Origin of the sequence: Marinomonas sp., from assembly GCF_039940335.1 — a bacterium.
Lineage (GTDB): Bacteria > Pseudomonadota > Gammaproteobacteria > Pseudomonadales > Marinomonadaceae > Marinomonas.
Genome location: NZ_JBDVGW010000005.1, coordinates 477228 through 497483, shown reverse-complemented (window position 1 = coordinate 497483; position 20256 = coordinate 477228). Strand labels below are relative to the sequence as shown.

Sequence of the window (20256 nt, the reverse complement as noted above, 5' to 3'; positions counted from 1 at the left end):
GTATTTATATGCTAACTATTATTAAAAATATTTTAAAAACAATGAGTTCCAATAAATATGACTGAAATATTCGAACTGCTCAAGCCTTAAACAATAATAATATTAAAAAACCATAAACAGCGGGCAAAAAAAAATCTAACCGAAGTTAGATTTTTTAAAAGCAAAAAAAGCGCCAAGATTATTTGTCGAACAATGAGTTTCTTTGGGCGTCGATAATTTCACTAATACCTTTACGTGCCACAGCAAGCATGCCCATCATGTGTTCATCACTAAATGCTTCACCTTCCGCCGTACCTTGAATTTCGATAAAGCCACCTTTGTCATTCATGATCACATTCATGTCTGTTTCGGCATTGGAATCTTCAGGGTAATCAAGGTCCAACACTGGCGTACCTTTGTATACGCCAACCGAGATCGCTGCAATTTGCGACACAATTGGGTTTTGCTTAACTCTTTTTTTCTCAACCAAAACACGCATAGCATCGGCTAGCGCCACAAAACCACCCGTAATCGACGCGGTACGGGTGCCGCCATCCGCTTGAATAACATCACAGTCGATAGTGATGGTGTTTTCACCAAGTTTCTTTAAATCAACCGCAGCGCGCAAAGAACGGCCAATCAATCGTTGAATTTCTACCGTACGGCCACCCTGCTTGCCGCGTGCGGCTTCACGATCCATTCTGTTACCTGTGGAGCGTGGCAACATACCATATTCTGCGGTAATCCAGCCTTGGCCCTTACCTTTCAAAAAGCGCGGCACACCGTTTACCACTGTCGCGGTGCAAATCACTTTCGTATCGCCGCATTCTATTAACACCGAACCTTCTGCGTGCTTGGTAAAATTACGGGTGATTTTAAGGGGACGTAACTCGTCTACCGCTCTTCCGCTTGGGCGCATATTCATACTCTCTGATTAATTAACCGTCATAAAGGCGCAATTATAACGAACCCACATAAAAATGCGCCACCATATCGCCGGAAACTGTCGAACAAATTGCGCTTAAGATACACTAAGCCCATTCCATCGTTTTCTATAAGGTAATCAAAATGACCGCAAGCATGACCGCGTTTTCCCGCCAAGAAGCCACTTACGACTGGGGCACCATTAGCTGGGAAGTCCGCTCAGTCAACCAGCGTTATTTAGAGCCAAACTTTCGCTTGCCCGATAACTTCCGTGAATTGGAATTTGCCTTTCGTGATGTGCTGCGCAAAAAGCTTAATCGTGGCAAATTAGAATGCCAGCTGCGTTTCCAAGCCGTCGACAAAGCCGCCACCAGCCTAAACATCAATGCTGACAACGCCCAAGCGTTAGCCAAAGCCATCGACTCACTGGGTATTTGGTTCAAAGACCTGAACCCTGCCAATCCATTAGATATTTTAAAATGGCCAGGCATCTTAAGCGACACAGGCACAGACGCGGAGATCATGAAAAACGCCGTCAAAGAACTCTTCCAAAAGAGCGTTGATGAGCTGATCGATATGCGCTTAAGAGAAGGCGAACAGCTCGTGACCATCATAGAGCAGCGCCTAGACGCTATTGATGCCATTGTTGTAGACGTGCAAGCCAAACTGCCGGAGATCATCGCCGCACAAAAGCAAAACCTCATCGACAAATTGGAAGCCGCTAAAGTAGAACTCGACCCTATGCGAGTGGAAGCGGAAATTGTTGTGCTGGCACAAAAAGCCGACGTGGCCGAAGAGCTAGACCGACTCGCCACCCACACTAAAGAAGTGCGCCGTCAGCTTAAACAAAAAGGCCCAATTGGCCGTCGCCTCGACTTCCTCATGCAGGAACTCAACCGCGAGGCCAATACCTTATCGTCTAAATCCATCGTCGTGGAAACCACCCAAAGCGCTGTGGAATTGAAGGTATTGATCGAACAAATGAGAGAACAGATACAGAATATTGAGTGATTTCGATTAAGAGATTTGTCTCAAAAGCCTTGCGGTATACCTTGATGTATTAATATACCTTTAACTATAATCACATCAAATGGATTGGGAGTGCTCGATCGGCGTCTAAACCTCGGTGAGTGCATCGGGGTTTTTCGCTATCTGGGGTCTGAAAAATGCCAATTAACGCCGCTTTCTTTATGGGAAATGCTTTAATACCCATTGGTCTAAATATGGGCTCACTATAGACCGACATTTGATCTAACTCACAGTTTTAAGAGAGGATATAAAGAAACAGGATTAATGTCGCTCCGACCAAATTTATCTTAAAATAATAGATTTTATCTTTTACTCAACCTCACCAACTCTGGCTCATCTAAGCCAACACGAGATAAGCCAGAACTGTAATCATCTACGATTCTTTGGGCATAGAGCTCTTTTAGCTCAAATAAATATTCAAAACTTTCTATTCTATCCTCCATTTGATGAAGTTGTTTGAATATAAGGTTGTCTTGATCTCTTTCTGCTCTTACCGAACCATCATCAGATGCTAAAAACTTAATTGTTTTTAAATCATAGGTTTTGCGATTTAAGTACAGATTTTCACCACTTGGTGTAATGAAATCAAATGGTTTGTTATTCCCAACTAAATCCAAAGAGATGAACAGGAACCTTCGTATATCACCATTCGCAATTCTCACAGAATCACAACGCTGTTGGATACAAACGAAATACTTACCATCATGGGTGCTTTTTACGACTGTACCTAGACTAAGAAAAGGAATATATCCTTCGCTGTGAATTAAGTTTTTGTGTTGACACAGTTTTGCATACTCTTGGTGTGAGCCATTTCCTTGAGAGTCAGAGAAAATTTCGAAAGCGTAGTTTTTGTAGTTTTTCTCAACATTCTTTTTAGACAAGTTTTCTAAACCCGCTAAAGCACTAACAAATTTTTCTTGAACATCATTACATGAACTTAATAAATCTAGAGCTTTATCTACAGGTACTGCGAAAGTTGAATCTTCAAATTGACCCGCATTAGACCTTTTAGGTTGCTCTTGAGCTTGTAAGTTGTCTTCTAACCATGTGTTAATAAGCTCTGTATTAAGTAAGCTATTGGCTTCATTAGCACGTAATATTGATACAAATGTATCGCCTATGAGGTCAACTAATAATTCATTGGCGTCATGGTTGTTAATTAATAGAGACTGATTTGCCAGATATGCGTAATCAAGATTTTTTGAGAAGACATTTATAATTTGAAAACTATTCTCTCTTATAGCAGTCAAAGCTTTTAAAGCAAAGTTCGATAACAAGCCGTTGGTCATTTCTGCGAATTCAGAGTTAATGAGTTCAGGAAGTTCTTCGTAAGTAACTGACTTTTCTCTTAGCTCTGGGGCATGCTGTCCACGATTATGACCTCCATTTGACTTAGCTCGAACTAATATTTTGCAACTATGAGAGTTAACGCAGCATTGGTCATCTTGATTAATCGAAAACCCACTAATGCCAGCGTGCATCAAGCTTGCTGATATACTCGCTGCTATTTCCAGTAGCTCAGTATTTCCAGTGTAAACAACTATTAACTTTAAACTATTTTGGCTGCTCTTAGATTCTAATAATTTGTTTATTATTTGCTTTGTGTAATGACCATTCGGGTCATCAACTTCTGCGTCATCTTCATCATCGAGCTCATTACTATTGTCCAGATTAATAATAATACGCCAATCAAGAACAACTACATCCGCTTTTTGAGCTATTTCTGTAAAGAGGCTTATATCATTTTCAACTTCTGGTTGAAAAACTGAACAAACTTTCTTGTTTCGAGCGAATGATTTAACTACTGACTTTACATCAAAGTCATGATTTATATCAGCTTGATCCGTTGTGTCATACGCTTTGTCGTCAAGAAATACTACTGTCTGTAGAAATTCATTTGCAATTTCGTTAGATTTATCCCTGAAACTCATTATTCTTAGTCCATTTTAGCTATTTTAAACGTTACTGTGGCATTCTTTCTTGGCTCAACTAATAGCAACTTGTAACCCGCAGTTTCTAAAACTTCATTACTTATATGCAGGCCCATACCTCTTCCATTTTCTTTTCGACTGAATCCTAATTGGAAAATTTTATTTTTGTCTTGTTGAGGGATTTCTAACCCATTGTTTGAAACATATACTGACCCATCATCTTCAGCGTGGAGTCTAATAGTTTTATTAGAAATACCACTTTCATTTAACCAATGGATAGCATTGTCAATCAAGTTAACAAACACTGGATAAAAAGAAGAGCGGTAGCCATTTATGCTGCCTTTTGCAAAGCCGTTTGTATGATTAAAAGCGATTTCATGTCGCGCAAATCTACTGCCAAATAAGTCTTTTAGGAAAGTTTTTATTTCGAGTAGTTTTATGTTCTCGGATTTGCGTGACAGTCTTCTGTTTAATGGCGTGAACAAATTCAAGTATCCATCGAGGTGCTCGAAATTGATTTTTATATTCTTGTAAACACCTTCTAAGTCTTGATTTACATCAGACCAGGCCTTTAAATCTTTCAAGCTAGAGCGAACAGATCTAACTGTGCTGTTAAACTCATGATGAATAATACTTACAGCTAAGCCTAGTTGACTTAATTCTACATCCGTATGAATTTTTTCTTTAAGCTCTTCTAATTCTTCGCCTAAAGCACTCGTTATTTGCTCGTTTGTTATATAGTTATTATCTTCATCTTTTTCCCAATAGATACCTTCTAGCTGCCTAATTATGGTATCTAATATATTTGTATTTCTTTCACTTACTGAGGTTATTTCATCCGATAACTCTTTTCGTTTTGTAACTAAATCAATATCAGCTTCATTATCAATTGATATAGTCTTAAATCTATCTTTTACTTGTCTAATTTGGTCGTCTAGGTCTACCATCAGCTCTGTAGTTAGCTCTTTTACTCTTTTTGTTATCTCATTGGCTGACTCTGTGGCTGTATTCTTCTTAAGCGCATTGATTGCTTTTGCTTCTTGCGAGATAAAATCAACAGATTTTTCTAAACGCTTTCTTTTACTGATAGATATTTGTAACTTCTTAACTGTTTCATCAACTAGTTCATCAATTTTTTTAATTGTTTTAGAGAATAAATTCTCTTCTAATAAATAAAATTCACTGAGGTAAGCTTCATAGTCTGATTTTAGTTCGCCTCTCACAAGGAAACCTCTTGGTGTTGGAATAATAATAGACTTCCTGTAATCATTAAGCTTTTGTCTGGTTTCTGATTCAGTATCTATTATCTTTTGACTAGCCAGATCATGATCTTTAATAGAATATATAGTATTAAACCCTTGAGCAGCTTCTGTAAAAATAGCTCCAACTTCTTGTTCAATAAGACCTGCTTGGTTATCAGAGAAAAATTTATTTAAGGCTTTTTCAAATCGCTCCTTTTTCGCTCTAGCCCTCTTATTCTGCTTTTCTAAGGCTTTATGTGACGCCTCTATTTCTGCTCTTTTGTTGGCCCAAACTTCCGCTTTAGGACTTGCATTTGTATCTTCTCGGAAAAAGTCTGTTGCCAGTTGAGTGAGAAAATTTACAAGTATATTTCTGAATTGGCGGTACGCTAAATCTTCAATGAAACCTTCTCTCCCAGCTTTTTCTTTAAGTTTAAAATTATCTTCCTGCTTAAGATTGATGACACCGAACATTCTACGATAAGAAAAAAATGCAGAACCAGCATGCTTCGATCTTCTTTTTTCAACGTCTAAATAATCAACATCGGAATTACCGTACGGAAGGATACGTATATTATCCTTGTATACATATAGGCCTCCAAATTTATCCGCTTTCGCACTGATCCTCGCAAAATCCTCGTTATTCAAGATAGTCTGATTCTTTTTGCCTTGAACATAAGCTAGATTTATTTCAAATGGACCACAGCTAGTTTTATTAAAGTTGTTACCGGTCCAATTTACTATATGTTCATATGTTTTTTCTTGGTAAACCTTAATAGTACCCTTGAACTGACCGAATTCATCGAAATGGCCTTTAAAGTGGTGATCAGCAACTTCGAAGTCATCAACTGTGAAGAATTGTTCTTTGTCTATAACATCGACGTAAGTGCCGTCACTTACCCTGTAATCTCTAAAAACGATATCTAAAATTGGTTGAGGGTGGTCAGGGGTCATTGTATTGTGAAAACCCATGAGCATTTTTTCTATTTTGGTGGCTTCTTTACCAACAGATGAACCATCTAAATCAAATTTCAGTGTTTCATCTACAGGAGACACAAAAAAATAGGTTCCACTAGACTGGTAACCCTTAAGGTCATTACTGCGGTTCAGTTTATGATGTAGGTCAGATGGGACAGCGTTAAACGCTGTTATTGTTGACCCTATATTCATATATTCTGCATCAGTGATATCGTCTTGTGCTAACAGCTTATCCAAAGACTGTATCAATTCCTCCTTCATTGAATCTATTGTTAATTTGCTAGGCAACTCTGCAAGAGTTCTTATTGGAATAACAATATCTTCTAAATTTAGACCAGGCAGTTCAAAAATTTGCCAATTTATTAGGGCTGCTGTGACTTTTTCTTGATTCTTAGACTTGGTAACTATTAATACTTGTTTACCGATTGAAGCAATAGCTAATCGTCCTATGCCTTTTTCTCCCATAGCAACCCGCTTGGGTTTAGATGGATCGGTTGGCGGTGGACTTGATTTTCTGTGTATCACTTTGGATTCAGTGCCAAGTGTAAGCCAGCGAGTTTCAAAGTCCTCTTTTGACATACCTACGCCATCATCTCTCAACACAAAAAGATCATTTATTCTGAAATAATCAATATCGACATTATCGGCATATGCATCGTGAGCGTTTTTAAGTAACTCATTTATTGCTGTTGGTATACCCGCAATTTGCTGCCTACCTAATAAATCTAATGCTCTTGCTCGTGTTTTAAAGTTTGCCATGCTGTTCTCTATAATCGCTAGAGCGACTCTCCTTGAATATTCCGGTGAGACTGTATTACCTATTTGCTCTTTAATCGCCTTTTCGTGGATACCTTAATCCCCTTCGGGTAGATAGCAACCCAACATGCTTTGGCCATAAGTCCCAAGATTCAGATATTGCGGTTGGACAGTCTGCTATTTGCTCACGCCCTAGATGGTCTATGGTTCTTGCTCTTGTTTGAAACGTGACTGGTGATGCCATTGCTCATCTTTCCGAATATAATCCTTTAAAAATACCTCTACCTTACAATCAAAGAAAGTAGTGGGTTTATGAAGTTGCTAACAACTTAGTAATTTCTGATAAGAGGGCTTCCCCTAGTTTAATAGGTACTGCATTACCTATCTGTTTCGCCATCGCCATTGATCCACCTGTAAAAATGTAATCATCTGGAAAGGTTTGTAAGCGAGCAGCATGACGTAACGTTATTCCATGTGGTAACCAAGGGTGCACAAAACGGCCTTTAGAAGGGTTGTTACATCCTGTCGTGATCGTGTTCGAAGGCTGGTGTGGGAATATACGACCATATACATCTTTATGGCCCTTGTAGTCCTTATGGCAGTTTAGCTCTCTACCAGATTCGTCTCTGCCACCTAATAATGGCGTGTTTTCAAAAACTTGTGTCAATGCTGCGGTATGAACCATATTTAAGTTACATGGATCTTTTGAGTCTATACTTTCACCCCACTCTAAAGATATCATTGTTTTATCTGACTCTTCTTTAGAATAGCCAAACTTTTCTTCTAAGCGACGTTTGAACTTATTAAGTGTAGAGTCATTCGGTTTTTCAAAAACAGATGAAGACGTTAACCATTGAGAACTGCCTAATTTGTAATGTGTCGGCTTCGGCGGCCATTCAATGTCGTTTTCTATAATGTCATTCCGGACAGCAAAAATGAAAGCACGTCTGCGATTCTGAGGAACACCATAATCTCGAGCATTTAAAATCAATGGCGCGCCAGTAATAACCTTATAATCATGTTTTTTAGAAAGGTTGAGGAAGTCATTAAGGTATTTTTCATGGCGAGGCCATAATAAGCCGGGAACATTTTCGACTAAAAACACTTTAGGTTTAAAGAGCTCTACAAAATCAAAATAACGAATGAGTAAAGCGTTTCTTGGATCGTTTTTACCTGAGTCTTTAATGCGGTGAGATGAAAAGCCTTGGCATGGAGGCCCACCTAACAGAATATCTAAATGGCCAGTTTTAATACCTTGGTAACGCATAATCGAATCGATATCGACTTTCGTTATATCTTGAGCAAATACTTGAGTTGGAGCACCGAGTCGTTCAACTAGGTTCTTTTGATAAGTTTCAGCAGCATTTTGATCAAACTCAATGGCAGCAAGTACATCAATACCGACGTTATGTGCAGCAAGTGAAAAGCCACCTGCTCCTGAAAATAAATCTATTGCCGTTAATTTTCGTGCCATCGTAAATTCGCAAGTTTAAAAATATCGCAATTATACGTAAGGTCGGCTTACTATCACAACTTAATAACATTTATCACATCATCGTCAATAAGTACTCTTTTACCTAATTCGGTTAGTCCGTATTTTGCAGTCTGCTGTTAGGTTTATAACTACGCCAAGGAAAATTACATTTTAATGCGCATAAAAATGTAAACTCTCTCACTTTTATGCGCGTATAAATGCAGATTGAGTTATACTACAGGCGGTTAATAGTCTTAATTGGCGGGAAATGACAATGCAGCGTAACTTACTCAACGCCCTAATAGCATGGAAAAATCAACCTGTGCGCAAGCCATTATTGATCGATGGCGCAAGACAAACAGGTAAAACGTATCTGTTACAGGAATTGTTTGGAAATACCTTTGCTAACGTTCTACGCATCGACTTTCTTGAAAACCCAGCTTACAAAGAAGCGTTCGATGGCTCATTGTCACCTGACGAGCTAGTAATGAACATTGAGTTGTTAACCAACCAAGCGTTCAATCCAGAAACCGACTTGCTGATATTAGATGAAATTGGCGAATGCGAACGAGCCGTTACTTCGCTTAAGTATTTTTCCGAAAAAGCACCGTCCTATTTTGTCGCAGCCAGCGGTTCTAACATTGGTTTGCTCAACACCTTTCCTGTTGGCAAGGTAGAACAATACAATTTACGACCACTGACCTTCCAAGAATTTATTTACGCATCCAACGAGCAAGCACTGATCAAAGCATTTGATAGTCAAGCAAGCACACCAGCGGTGCATACTAAATTGATGGATAAACTAACCGACTATTTTTTTACCGGTGGTATGCCGGAAGCCGTTTCTGCTTGGTATCAGTATAAGGATTCAAGCATTCTAGAGCGTGTTGAAAAAGTCACAAAAATTCATGCCGATTTAGTTGAAGGTTATCGCCGCGATTTTGGTAAGTACGCGGGCAAGGTCGACGCCACACTGATTGAATCGGTATTTAATAGCATTCCAGCCCAGTTATCACTTGTCAGCGATGAGTCGGTTAAACGCTTTAAATTTAAGCATGTGCATGAGCGTAAATCTCGTTATAGCGATTTTGAAACCGCAATCCATTGGCTGAACTGCTGCCGCTTAGCTTTGCCAAACTACCCTATTGAAGGATTGCCGAAATCTCCGTTGGCGGCCTATAAAAAAGAAAATATGGTGAAACTGTTTCTGTTTGATGTGGGCCTGCTTAATCATATGCTCGGCAGCAGTTATAAAGAAATTAAGCAACAAAACTATGAATACAAAGGTTATGTGGCTGAAAACTTTGTGCAACAAGAGCTCACTGCCATTGGCGTTGACCCAAGCTATTCATGGAATGACGCCCGCGCCGAAATCGAATTTATTTTGGCAACCGATGGAGGCGATATCGTCCCTGTGGAAGTCAAAAGTGGTAAACGTACAAGAGCAAAATCGTTGGCATCCTACGTTGAAAAGTGCGCACCAAGTAAAACCTTTAAGTTAACGGGTACACAGGGCTCTTCAGCGTTAGAACAAACCTATATCGTGATGCCTTTGTATTTCACGCAGTATTTACCTCAGAGATGGTAAAGGCGCGTGCTTAGCCCCGAGGTCTACACAAAGTTACCTTAGGGATAACAATTTGTAGACTTGATGCCTGATATTCGACACTCAGCCTTATCTCTCTTGGATACCATAGCATCCATATTGAGCTTATTTCTATTAAAATGGACACCATAATGTCCATTTCAGGCTAAGTGAGCTTTCTGCTGACTCATTACTATCGCGTAGAACCAGTGAAAAAATGGCAAAGCTATGTTGACGGAAATCGTGCTCGATAAAGCCCTTCAAAACTGCTATGTTTTAGCTCTAACAGCAGCGCAAAAACGGCACTGTTTTCCATTGCTAACCACTAAGATTTAGTAAAAGCCATAAGCAAGTGGTGGGCAGTTTGGTGGGCAAACAGGCATTTTTGAACGGTTTCTTTTCGATAACTCATTGAGTTTATTAAGGTCTAGGCCACTACTCAATGAGCAGATACAGAATATTGAGTGATGTATTTGAAATTCCCTCAACTTAAGGCAAACTCAAAGTAAATAAATTAAAGCCAAGGTAAATCAAACATGACGTTAAGAGAAAAGCTTGTACAAGAAACGCGCTTGCTCCTGCCAAACGTTCGACTGATTTACCTATTTGGTTCACAAGCAAACGGACATACTAACCAGCATAGCGATATTGATATTGCCATTCTTCTAGACAGAAAAATAGACGCAATCAAACGTTTCGACATACAAGAATCTCTCGCGATTAAGCTTAATAAAGACATTGATTTAGTTGATCTTTTATCAGCTTCAACTGTGATGCAGAATCAAGTTATACAACATGGCGAACTTATCTACGGTGAAGAAAGCATATGCTGTCAATTTGAGATGCAAGTACTCTCCATGTATCAACACCTCAACCATGAGAGAGCCGAAATTTTGCAGGATTACATAAAATGAATGATGCAATCATTAATAAATTCGCCACCATCGAGCGCTGTCTAAAACGCATTAAAGACGTATACGAAGAATCGCAAGAGAATTTTGATAACGACTACACGAGCCAAGATTCTATTATCCTGAACTTACAACGAGCTTGTGAGGCTTGTATTGATGTTGCCAACATCATCAACAAACAACATAAAACAGGTATTCCTCAGAGCGGCCGAGACAGTTTTGAGTTATTAAAAAAAGCCGGATTTCTTTCACCGCAGTTAGCTAAAAATCTCCAAAAAATGGTCGGACTCAGAAACATCGCCGTACATGATTACCAAACACTGAATTTAGAAATTGTTAAACATGTAATAGAAAACAAACTTGGTGAATTCACAGATTTTATAGCAGAAATGAAGAAACAGGGCTAATGCCACCTTGATCCGATTTATTTTGAACGGGTTTAAACATCAAATGTCTCATCCAAGGACTGCTCGCCTTTTTGATTCAAATTGCGTTCAGAAAGGTTGATCAACTTAAGCAGCGCAATGGTTTCTTGCTGCTCATAATAAGCCTGAGGATCTTCGAGAGAAAGATTATTGGCGTTTGCTTTCAGATAGGACACGGTTTCAATATTCATAAAATCTCCACTAATCCAAATATGAACCAACTATAGACCAACCTTTTAGCCAAATTAATTTAACTCTGACCCGATTTATTACAAGGAAGTGTTTAGCCCCGAGGTCTACACAAAGTTACCTTAGGGATAACAATTTGTAGACCTAATGCCTGATATTCGACACTCTGATTTATCACTCTTGGATACCATAATATCCATATTGAGCTTATTTCAATTAAAATGGACACCATAGTGTCCATTTCAGGCTAGGTGAGTCAAAGTGAGAAATGCAAGTTGAGTACTCGTCTGTGTATTTTACTGAATGGGCAAATGCAGCGGTTAGAGGTTTACACAAAACAAAAATTGATAAAAACAAACCCATTGTTTGTTTTTCATCAATTCTACGTTGTCCTAACTTACTCTGTTCGCAGCATAAGATAGCTTTCTCCGAAGTAGTCCAAGCGCTCTAGAATCACGTTAATACACACTAATAAGGGCACTCCCACTAACATCCCCATAGCGCCCCACAACCAGCCCCAAAATACTAGCCAAATAAAGAGTACTAAAGGGTTAAGGCTAAAACGCCGACCTAATACTGTTGGTGTTACCAACTGGCTTTCGGCAAGGTTAATCGCTAAAAAGGTGGACGCTATGGTTAGCGCAAAACTAAGGCTTTCAAACTCTAGATAACTCACCAAGGTGAAACAAACAACCGACACCATAGGGCCAAGGTAAGGGATAAAATTCATGAAGCCTGCAAACGCCCCCCATAAGAACGCGTCTTGTAATCCCATTAAATAAAAAACACTGCCGACACTGACACCTAAGGCAATGTTCACTAGGGTAATGGCGCCAATATAAACCGACAGGTCTTGTTGAATTTGTCTGACTAGCTCCACAGCACGACGCTGGCTATGAAAACCTTCTAATTGCATTAGCACTCTAACAAAGAAAGAACGCCCATAGCACATCATAAAGTAGGCCATAAACAAGGCGATTAAAAGCTGGGTGACGACGCTTGGCGCGGTGCTAAGCAAAGTTTTGAATAGCGAGAATATGGTTGTGTCCGGTAATGAGAGGTTAGCCACTTGGCTCACTGCAGAACTACTGTCCGTCTGTTTGGAAACATTCTCCGCAGCTTTACTCACTTCATCTGAGACGTTTTCTGCCAGAGCTGGTAACTTCGATAGCCACTGCTGTGCCGGTTCGCTTAAGACACTTACCACCAAAATAGCTGCACCAATAAAACCCGCCAATACCACCATAACATTGAGCATACGAGGTAAGCCAAGCCGCACAAGGTAATTCACTAGAGGGCCACACAGCAATGAAATAAAGGCACTGAGGATGATCGGCAGTAAGAATGCTTTGGCAAAATACAAAGCAGGCACTAAAAGCAAGATGAATGCCAATAGACACCACATTTTTTGAACAGCAAGCTTATTCATGATGCTCGCTTCGCTTTTTTGAAGGCTCTTGTGAAGTCTGGCGTTGCATTGGTAAATGCTGAGACAAACCTTCACGCACTATCGGCCATAAGCGGCTGATTGTGCCACGAAGCTGTGGGTGCTTCGCATACTTGTAGAGTCCGCCACCCATACATGCTAAACCAATCGCTTGGTATGGATGCTGCTGAATATAAGCTGTACCACCCTGCTTTATTCTCACCATAGACAAAGAGCAGGCCGCTAATGCTTGCCGTCCTTGTTGGCGCGTTTCAATGATGGCTTTGCGTCGCTTTTGAAATGCAAACATCCATTGCCTCTTTAATCTGTGTTTGAGTTTGGCGAAAGCCAAGGAATCGTCTTAAATACTGCTGCCAGCAAATTAAGCCAATTAACGACAAAGCTAAGCTCAACAGGAAAACACCATAGCCTGCGAGCAAGCTGGCGCTGAGTTGGTAGGTAACTAGTCCCATACCAACACAAGCGCTAAATACAAAAAGAATAAACAAACACACGAACATTAAGTGGCAGAGTAAAATTCGCTTTAACCCTGATGTGCTATTGGACAATTCCAATAGGAACAGCTCAAAGGTCGATTTAGACCATTGCTGGGCCGACGTTTTAAGCAGGGTAAACTCTTGCCACAATTGGTTAAGTTCGGCTGCTGATCGCTGTAAATCCTCGAACGCCTGTTGCTCTGTAAAAGGCTCTTCGTGGGTACTCTCAGCTTGGTGTGAGTTTTCGTTTTGCATCATTTGCTCTCTGTCTTAAAGGTTATTTAAGCAGTTTAGAAACAGCCCAACCTGCCGCGAAAGCGCAACCAATACTCAACAGAGGGCGTTTTTTCACAACTTTTTCTGCCTGCTCGGTGGCTTTATGAAGACTTTCGGAGCTGGCTTCAAAGGTTTGCTGTGCTTTCTCTTTTAGATTATCCACCGTTTCTGCCGCGACTTTCTCTGCGTCGGTAAATGTTTGAGAAGCTTGCTCTTTAGTTTTAGCGGTTTGTGCTCGTGTATTCGCCATTTTCTTTCTCCTTTTATATGTAAAGATCCAAGCAGGTAAATAACTTCCTGCTTAATAAGATTATTGCGAACATCGTGCCAGTTTCTTGAAGCCTTTATTTATAGGGTATTACGACAAATTAAAGCATTTCATTCCAATATTTCTCTGTAATATTTTCATCATGATTTTTAATTACTTGTAGTTTTTACAATGAAAATCCCACCACTCTCATTAAATACCCTCAAAACACAGGCTATTAAGAGAAATAGTAATTGGCATATAACCTGCTAATTATGTATATAAGGTTTCAAAAATAATGATGTGAGGTGGTCCGCTTACTGACGTTGCGAGTCTAACCATGTCAGTGTGGACTCACTTAGGAGGAAGTCTTTATGACTACAGAAGTCGTACAAGAAGTATTAGAAAAAAGCGTATCACATTACCAGGCCTGTATGGGGCTTGGAGATCTTCATGAAAGTCAGCGCATTTCACGTGCGGCCAGTCGCTTTATTAAAACTGAAAAGTCGATGATTCGTGATATCAACGTAAAAATTGGGATTGAATGTCCTCAGTTACCTTGCTCGGATAAAATAAAAAACTATTCAAGCATGTATGCTTATAACAGCCGATTAATTTCGTTCATAAAATCTAAAATTAAACAAAACCTCGATATTAAGGTCATTACATTATTATCGTATTGGGTTGCCGCACTACAAATTGAAAACGATGAAATGGCAAAATATTTATAAGCCAATAAAAAGCCTTCACATAAATTATGTGAAGGCTTTTTATTGGTAATCTTTATTTATGCTATTCAGACGTCGGCAACATACTTGATAATTTTTCGCCCCCTTTAGCTCCAAAATCTAATGTTCTTATAGGGAATGGGATTAATATGTCAGCATCTTCTAACGCTTTTTTAACAGTAATAAGTCCATCGTGCTTCGCATCCATGTAACCGACGTCACCAGGATAATCTATCCAAAACCAAACCACTAAATTCACACTGCTGTCAGCAAAATTGGTGGCGTATACTGCCGTCTGTTCTGGGTCTGATATGTACTCTTTATCTTGCAATGCCGAGACAATCACTTGGCTGGCTTTTTCTAGCGAGTCAGCATAGGAAATCCCTACCGGTATCTCTATTTTACGTTGGCCTTTGCGGCTATAGTTGGTGAGTATATTCCGAAATACCATTTTATTAGGGATCATCACCCGCTGACCCGAAAAGGTTTCCACTATTGTGGTGCGCAATTTTATTTTTATCACTTCACCAATCACACCGTTCGAATCCACTATATCGCCTATTTTAAAAGGCCGACGAATACTCATGGTGACGCCCGATATGAGGTTCTCTGTCATATCTTGAAAGGCAAAACCGATCGCTAAGCCCAAGATGCCTGCACCCGCTAATAATGAGGTAACCGTGCCTTGCAAACCAATAAAATCCAGGGCGACAAAAAAACCTATCGCGACCACAGCGACTCGAACAATAGATGACAATAAGCTAGTTACTTCGGGGGAGTGCACGACTTGATGACTGAGTTTACGAACAAGTTTGGCACACATATTCGCAAAAATAACAAACGCCATTAGGGTGATCAAAGCCACCACAAGATTGGGTATCAGTTTCACGGTTTCTTCTAGCCAAGTAAGCAATTTCCCTTCGATCAGCTGTCGAAACTTGTCTACATCTAAAGGTGTGTCTATGGACATAATGGTTACCTATTTATCTATATTCTTATGGGATACAAACCGTTAATGACTTTTGCTTTATAGAGACGGCTACCTTATCGGCTTGGTATGCTTCGCCATCTACCACATAGTGGATGGGATCATCTGAGGTGATTTTCACAGTGCGAGCGACACTGTAATCAAACGCCTGAGACTGCTTTTGCAACCCAAGACTTGTCGCGGTAATGTCGGATAAAGCAAACAAGCGCTGGCCTAAATCTGGCGTATCAGCAAGGTATGAGATGTGCAGCTTACCGTCATCAGGCGCAGGCATTCCGCCCCCTTGAGCCAGTACGGTACTAAAGGGGGAAGTATTGGCAACCACCAAACTCTGCAAATCCATTTCCGTGGCTTCTTGGTCGTCTATTTGAGTTTGAAAACGTTGCTTTTTGCCATCCACCACGGCGTTAAAAAAGCCTGTTAGGTAGGCAAACTGACCACTCTGATTTTTCTTTTCTCGTTGAGCATAATCGATCATGCTGTGTTCAAAACCAATACCTACCACCAGCAATACCAGCTTGCCATTGCAATAAGCCACATCAATAGCACGGTGATTGCCAGATAATATGGCATCACATGCTTTATCTACGGGGGATACTTTTGAGGCAACGCCATACAGCACATGACACAAGGCATTAGCCGTGCCTAATGGAATAATACCCAAGCTCACCGGCTGCTCTGCGACAACACTAGCGACCTCACTCACGGTACCATCTCCACCGGAAACGATGAGTTCTTTGCAGCCAGTACTCAAGGCCTCTTCTGCAAGCGCTTGAGCACTCACATCTGGAGTGGTTAAGCGAATGTTAAGCGGGTATTTTTGGCTCAGTTCACGTATTACCTGCTGCTCACACAACGCCCACTTTCCTCCCCCTGAAACTGGGTTAGCAATTAATGGACACGCCGATTCTAATGCCAACACGCCTTCTTGGCGCAAGGCTTTCAGAACATCAAGCTGAAAACGATTGAGCTTAGCGCTGGTCCTCACTGCATTAATTTTTTGCAGAGCCTCCGTCACACTCAATGATGGGTCTTTGCTAAGCAGATAAGCGGCCACCACAAACACAGAACGACCACGACCAAGCGCACAATGCACAACAACAGATCGCGACTGCTGTAGTTGGGTATCGATCCAATTGAGGGTATGCACGAGATGACTGACTTTGGGTACTTTATGGTCTAACACGGGAGTGGTCAGGTAGTGAAACTGCTGGTTGGTCATGGCACTTTCTAAGCCAGAAAATTCAGCCGTAACATCTAGGATACATGAGATATTTTGGGACTCTAAAAAAGCTAAGTCTGCACGAAATAAACGTCTGGACACATACAAGTTAGGCGCCACTTGCTGAATGGGGTCCACTTTGTCTCTTTTAATCGCCCACGCGTTATAAAACTTGACACAAAGTAGAAATGGAATAAAGGCCCAACGTATCCACCAGTGAATTTTACCGTCTTGTCTTTTCCTGAAAATAGCTGGAATATCAAAAACATACGCACAGCTCACTAAACTGAAAGACAAAAAGCACCAAACAAAAAACGCACTGATGGCTAGGTTTGGTACAGCAACGGCCGCCGCTAAACAGACCATTGCAATCACCAGATAATATTTAACAATAAACATAAGTTGGCCTATATTCCTTTCCTATAAACACTTAGTCGCCGAAAACAGGCCTAACAGTCTTGATCTGCTGCGTTTAAGCTTTCTTTGAGGTTTTCACAACTGTCCTCTACAGCGTTCTGTGCGTTGACGGCGGCTTGATCAATTTCTTCTCCCGCCTCTTCCATAGCACCATCATTGCTACAGGCTGCTAAAGTGAAAGTCACCGCGATAACGGCCAAAGTACGCTTTAAAATAGAGTGATTAGACATAAAAAATTCCTCTCTTGAATCTAGGATTGAACAGTAAAAAGTCTCAAGGTTCGCTTGGTTTATTGCCGTGCTTTGCGGATGACGATAGCGAAACAGGACACCACTAACGAGACGGCAAATATGAAAAACAATATTTGAGCAATGCTAACGGCAGCACCTGCAATGCCACTAAAGCCCAATACAGCTGCGACCAGAGCAAGAATAAAAAAGGTAAAGGCCCAACGGATCATCTTGTGCTCCTTATTTAGGGTATGGGATCAATTTAACCGGTTAAGCGTTAGTGCCTGCTGATACGATTAACAACAGGCACGGTGCTTAATTATTGAATGTGAAGTTGGTCAATAACACGATCTACATCTGACGTATTTTTGGCAATTGTAAGGGCAAGATCATGCTCGGCATGCGACGTTACCTGCCCTTTTAATGTAACGGTTTGTTTATTGGTATCGACATTGATATCTGACCCACTAACGCCCGAATTCATTAGCAAACGTGTTTTTACAATCGTGGTGATTTTGGCATCCGTTAACGACTGCATTGTGCCATTGGTTTGTTCGTCTTTGTGGCCCACAACCGTCAACTGATTATTGACGGATTTAACGCCTTCGAGTTCTGACACCAGCTCTTCCGCCAAAGACTTTTCTGTTTGGTTGTCGACGGAGCCTGTTAAGGTTATTTTTCTATCGTGTACATCAGTATTTATGTCAAAAGAGTTTAAACTGGTGTTTAACAGTAAAGTTGCTTCTGCTTTACCATCTATCCAGGCATCTTTGGATTCTCGTTGCCAGTCGTTGCTTGCAAACGCCGATATAGAAGAGGTAATTAAGAGTGTACCCAGTGCAATCTTTGCCGTTGTATTTTCCATAAATTTTCTCCTTTATTAAAATAACAACGTAGGGATAGCAATGGCCATGCCAGATTATAAGACACTGATTTATAAATATTTTATTTATTTCCTTGTGATTTCCATTCTACAGCCGTGTAGTATTTACAGGGTGACTCTGTAACTTTTATGGTGTTCGTGAAGGTTTCACTGACACTTTTATTCTGGGTATTTTTTTAAGATCGAACGCTCACTAGACGACTTTTTTATGAGTGAAAAAATGAAGAAAAGCACAGCTCGTTCATACATAAACCCTTCATATTATTAAATTTTTCTTTGCTTAGCTTCATGCTATGCTGGCGAAATGACTTTCATTTAATGAGACCTAAAGCATGGCCCGCCCCACTTTACTACTAAAGCTAGATGACGATCATTTAACGACTCAAATACACGCCCTCACGGCGCTGGAAAATTTTGAGACAACCGCCATAGAGCGTCAAAATAACTGGGTTGAGATATTGCAAGAGAGGCGACCAGATGTCGCCATCATCGAGGTTTCAAATTTCTCTTACGATGAGTATCAACAACTGACCGAAAATCCGCTTATAGATACTATCGACTTAATTATTATTAGCTCCGGTGCCCCTAATAAACATCTAGATATGTTGATGAATAATGGCGCTATTTTTCACTATCGAACCCCTATCGATATGACCTTGCTCGAAGATACGTTGACAGACTTCTTTCAGTTTTTTCGCCAACAAAAAGAGCAAGGCCGACGCATATCCTCTAGTGATTTAGATCAATTCGGCATGTTAATTGGCTCATCCACCCCTATGCATCAGCTGTATCGCACGATTCGACGTGTCGCAAAAACTGATGCCAATGTGTTGATTGTCGGTGAAAGTGGTTCAGGAAAAGAGTTAGTCGCTCAAACCATCCATCTTGCGAGTGAGCGTAAAGGGCAGCCTTTTATCGCGATTAATTGCGGTGCGATCAGCCCCGATCTAGTCGATAGCGAACTCTTTGGTCATGAAAAAGGCGCATTTACCGGGGCGAACAGAAGCCACCACGGCGTCTTTCAGCAAGCCGAAGGCGGTACTCTCTTTCTAGATGAGATCACCGAAATGCCCATTGAGCATCAAGTGAAGCTACTACGCGTGCTAGAAACGGGCGAATACCGCCCTGTCGGCAGTCAAGCTACGCTTTTTACGAATACTCGCATCGTAGCTGCCACGAACAGAGACCCTCAAGAGGCGATAGATGAAGACTTCCTACGTGAAGATCTCTATTTTAGGCTAGCCCACTTCCCCATTCACGTACCGCCATTACGAGACAGGGGCGAGGACATTGTCGGTTTAGCAAAACACTTTATTGCGCACCGCAATGCTAATGAAAGGCTCGCCAAAACCATTTTAAACTCCGCCATAGATAAAATTGCGGCGCATGATTGGCCCGGGAATGTCAGAGAGTTAAAGCACTCAATTGAAAGAGCGTTTATCCTGGCCGATGACACCATTAAAGATGAACATTTAATTTTTGATACCCCGCCTCTTGAAACGGGTACTCGTGTCGAGGAACAGATACCAGCCGGTGTACCATTGGAAGAAATAGAAAAAGCGGCCATTATCAATACACTTGAAGATAACCAGGGTAATAAAACTGAAACCGCTCAAGACCTAGGCATTAGTGTCAAAACCCTATATAACAAGCTCGATAAATACCAAGACGATGAATAAATAGGGCCAGAGTAAAATAGTAAAGTGCAATGCCTTACAGACTGCCCACTTGGTGGTGAAAATTTTGCTCTGCTCTCGTTTATCGACTACATCTAGCGCTAACCCCCCCCATATAATTACAGATCAAAATATATATTTTTCATAAAAAGCCTATAACATCTGAAAAACACCAAAATCACCGCAAAAAAATGATAACTCTTGTATGTTTCGTAAAATATATTTACAGTACTAATAATTACAC

General features: G+C 40.6%; 20 protein-coding genes. 6 read left to right on the top strand and 14 right to left on the bottom strand.

Going from position 1 to position 20256, the window contains the following annotated elements; all coding sequences use genetic code 11:
• Window positions 1-178 precede the first annotated feature (178 nt).
• Entirely contained in the window at window positions 179-898 is a 720-nt protein-coding gene (gene rph, locus ABJF92_RS04385; protein WP_446814624.1) for a ribonuclease PH, read from the bottom strand.
• Window positions 899-1047: 149 nt separating this feature from the next.
• Here rph and ABJF92_RS04380 point away from each other — a divergent pair, with 149 nt between their 5' ends.
• A complete protein-coding gene (locus ABJF92_RS04380) occupies window positions 1048-1914 on the top strand; it encodes a YicC/YloC family endoribonuclease (protein WP_446814623.1) in 867 nt (288 codons plus the stop codon).
• A gap of 320 nt (window positions 1915-2234) precedes the next feature.
• On the opposite strand, the gene ABJF92_RS04375 is transcribed toward ABJF92_RS04380, so the two are convergent.
• The 3 genes from ABJF92_RS04375 to ABJF92_RS04365 all read right to left on the bottom strand — a co-directional run bounded on the left by ABJF92_RS04375 (window position 2235) and on the right by ABJF92_RS04365 (window position 8312).
• Window positions 2235-3863, bottom strand: coding sequence for a response regulator receiver domain (locus ABJF92_RS04375; RefSeq protein ID WP_446814622.1), 1629 nt, complete (start codon window positions 3861-3863; stop codon window positions 2235-2237).
• 5 nt (window positions 3864-3868) lie between these two features.
• Window positions 3869-6841: an ATP-binding protein gene (locus ABJF92_RS04370; RefSeq protein ID WP_446814621.1), complete on the bottom strand. Its 2973-nt coding sequence runs from the start codon at window positions 6839-6841 to the stop codon at window positions 3869-3871.
• 307 nt (window positions 6842-7148) lie between these two features.
• Window positions 7149-8312 (bottom strand): DNA cytosine methyltransferase, encoded by a 1164-nt coding sequence (locus tag ABJF92_RS04365; RefSeq protein ID WP_446814620.1) that lies wholly within the window; start codon window positions 8310-8312, stop codon window positions 7149-7151.
• 274 nt (window positions 8313-8586) lie between these two features.
• Between ABJF92_RS04365 and ABJF92_RS04360 the strand changes: the two genes are divergently transcribed.
• From ABJF92_RS04360 to hepT, 3 genes are all read left to right on the top strand, one after another.
• Entirely contained in the window at window positions 8587-9900 is a 1314-nt protein-coding gene (locus tag ABJF92_RS04360; RefSeq protein ID WP_446814619.1) for an ATP-binding protein, read from the top strand.
• A 533-nt stretch (window positions 9901-10433) separates the two neighbouring features.
• Window positions 10434-10811 carry a type VII toxin-antitoxin system MntA family adenylyltransferase antitoxin gene (gene mntA, locus ABJF92_RS04355; protein ID WP_446814618.1) on the top strand — a complete coding sequence of 126 codons (378 nt, stop codon included), beginning with the start codon at window positions 10434-10436 and terminating at the stop codon, window positions 10809-10811.
• A complete protein-coding gene (gene hepT, locus ABJF92_RS04350) occupies window positions 10808-11215 on the top strand; it encodes a type VII toxin-antitoxin system HepT family RNase toxin (RefSeq protein ID WP_446814617.1) in 408 nt (135 codons plus the stop codon). Before mntA ends, hepT begins: the two co-directional genes overlap by 4 nt.
• A gap of 32 nt (window positions 11216-11247) precedes the next feature.
• Here the strand turns inward: hepT and ABJF92_RS04345 are convergent, their stop codons facing one another.
• The 5 genes from ABJF92_RS04345 to ABJF92_RS04325 all read right to left on the bottom strand — a co-directional run bounded on the left by ABJF92_RS04345 (window position 11248) and on the right by ABJF92_RS04325 (window position 13871).
• The gene (locus ABJF92_RS04345; RefSeq protein ID WP_446814616.1) at window positions 11248-11424 is read right to left on the bottom strand and encodes a hypothetical protein; all 177 of its coding nucleotides are present in this window, start codon (window positions 11422-11424) and stop codon (window positions 11248-11250) included.
• A 395-nt stretch (window positions 11425-11819) separates the two neighbouring features.
• Window positions 11820-12851: an AI-2E family transporter gene (locus tag ABJF92_RS04340; RefSeq protein WP_446814615.1), complete on the bottom strand. Its 1032-nt coding sequence runs from the start codon at window positions 12849-12851 to the stop codon at window positions 11820-11822.
• A complete protein-coding gene (locus ABJF92_RS04335) occupies window positions 12844-13158 on the bottom strand; it encodes a hypothetical protein (protein WP_446814614.1) in 315 nt (104 codons plus the stop codon). Before ABJF92_RS04335 ends, ABJF92_RS04340 begins: the two co-directional genes overlap by 8 nt.
• The gene (locus ABJF92_RS04330; RefSeq protein ID WP_446814613.1) at window positions 13121-13603 is read right to left on the bottom strand and encodes a hypothetical protein; all 483 of its coding nucleotides are present in this window, start codon (window positions 13601-13603) and stop codon (window positions 13121-13123) included. Before ABJF92_RS04330 ends, ABJF92_RS04335 begins: the two co-directional genes overlap by 38 nt.
• A 19-nt stretch (window positions 13604-13622) precedes the next feature.
• Window positions 13623-13871 (bottom strand): hypothetical protein, encoded by a 249-nt coding sequence (locus ABJF92_RS04325; RefSeq protein WP_446814612.1) that lies wholly within the window; start codon window positions 13869-13871, stop codon window positions 13623-13625.
• 371 nt (window positions 13872-14242) lie between these two features.
• Between ABJF92_RS04325 and ABJF92_RS04320 the strand changes: the two genes are divergently transcribed.
• On the top strand, window positions 14243-14599 hold the full coding sequence (locus ABJF92_RS04320; RefSeq protein WP_446814611.1) for a hypothetical protein: 357 nt from the start codon (window positions 14243-14245) through the stop codon (window positions 14597-14599).
• Window positions 14600-14660: 61 nt separating this feature from the next.
• Here ABJF92_RS04320 and ABJF92_RS04315 read toward each other — a convergent pair whose 3' ends face one another.
• The 5 genes from ABJF92_RS04315 to ABJF92_RS04295 form a co-directional block, all read right to left on the bottom strand.
• Window positions 14661-15566 carry a mechanosensitive ion channel family protein gene (locus ABJF92_RS04315; RefSeq protein WP_446814610.1) on the bottom strand — a complete coding sequence of 302 codons (906 nt, stop codon included), beginning with the start codon at window positions 15564-15566 and terminating at the stop codon, window positions 14661-14663.
• Between the two features lie 25 nt (window positions 15567-15591).
• The gene (locus ABJF92_RS04310; protein ID WP_446814609.1) at window positions 15592-17205 is read right to left on the bottom strand and encodes a diacylglycerol kinase family protein; all 1614 of its coding nucleotides are present in this window, start codon (window positions 17203-17205) and stop codon (window positions 15592-15594) included.
• Between the two features lie 50 nt (window positions 17206-17255).
• Window positions 17256-17453, bottom strand: a complete 198-nt coding sequence (locus tag ABJF92_RS04305; protein ID WP_446814608.1) for a hypothetical protein — start codon at window positions 17451-17453, stop codon at window positions 17256-17258.
• A gap of 59 nt (window positions 17454-17512) precedes the next feature.
• Complete coding sequence (locus ABJF92_RS04300; RefSeq protein WP_446814607.1) at window positions 17513-17683, bottom strand: DUF1328 domain-containing protein; 171 nt, start codon at window positions 17681-17683, stop codon at window positions 17513-17515.
• An 89-nt stretch (window positions 17684-17772) separates the two neighbouring features.
• Entirely contained in the window at window positions 17773-18318 is a 546-nt protein-coding gene (locus ABJF92_RS04295; protein ID WP_446814606.1) for a BON domain-containing protein, read from the bottom strand.
• A gap of 350 nt (window positions 18319-18668) precedes the next feature.
• Between ABJF92_RS04295 and ABJF92_RS04290 the strand changes: the two genes are divergently transcribed.
• Complete coding sequence (locus ABJF92_RS04290; RefSeq protein WP_446814605.1) at window positions 18669-20015, top strand: sigma-54 interaction domain-containing protein; 1347 nt, start codon at window positions 18669-18671, stop codon at window positions 20013-20015.
• Window positions 20016-20256 lie beyond the last annotated feature (241 nt).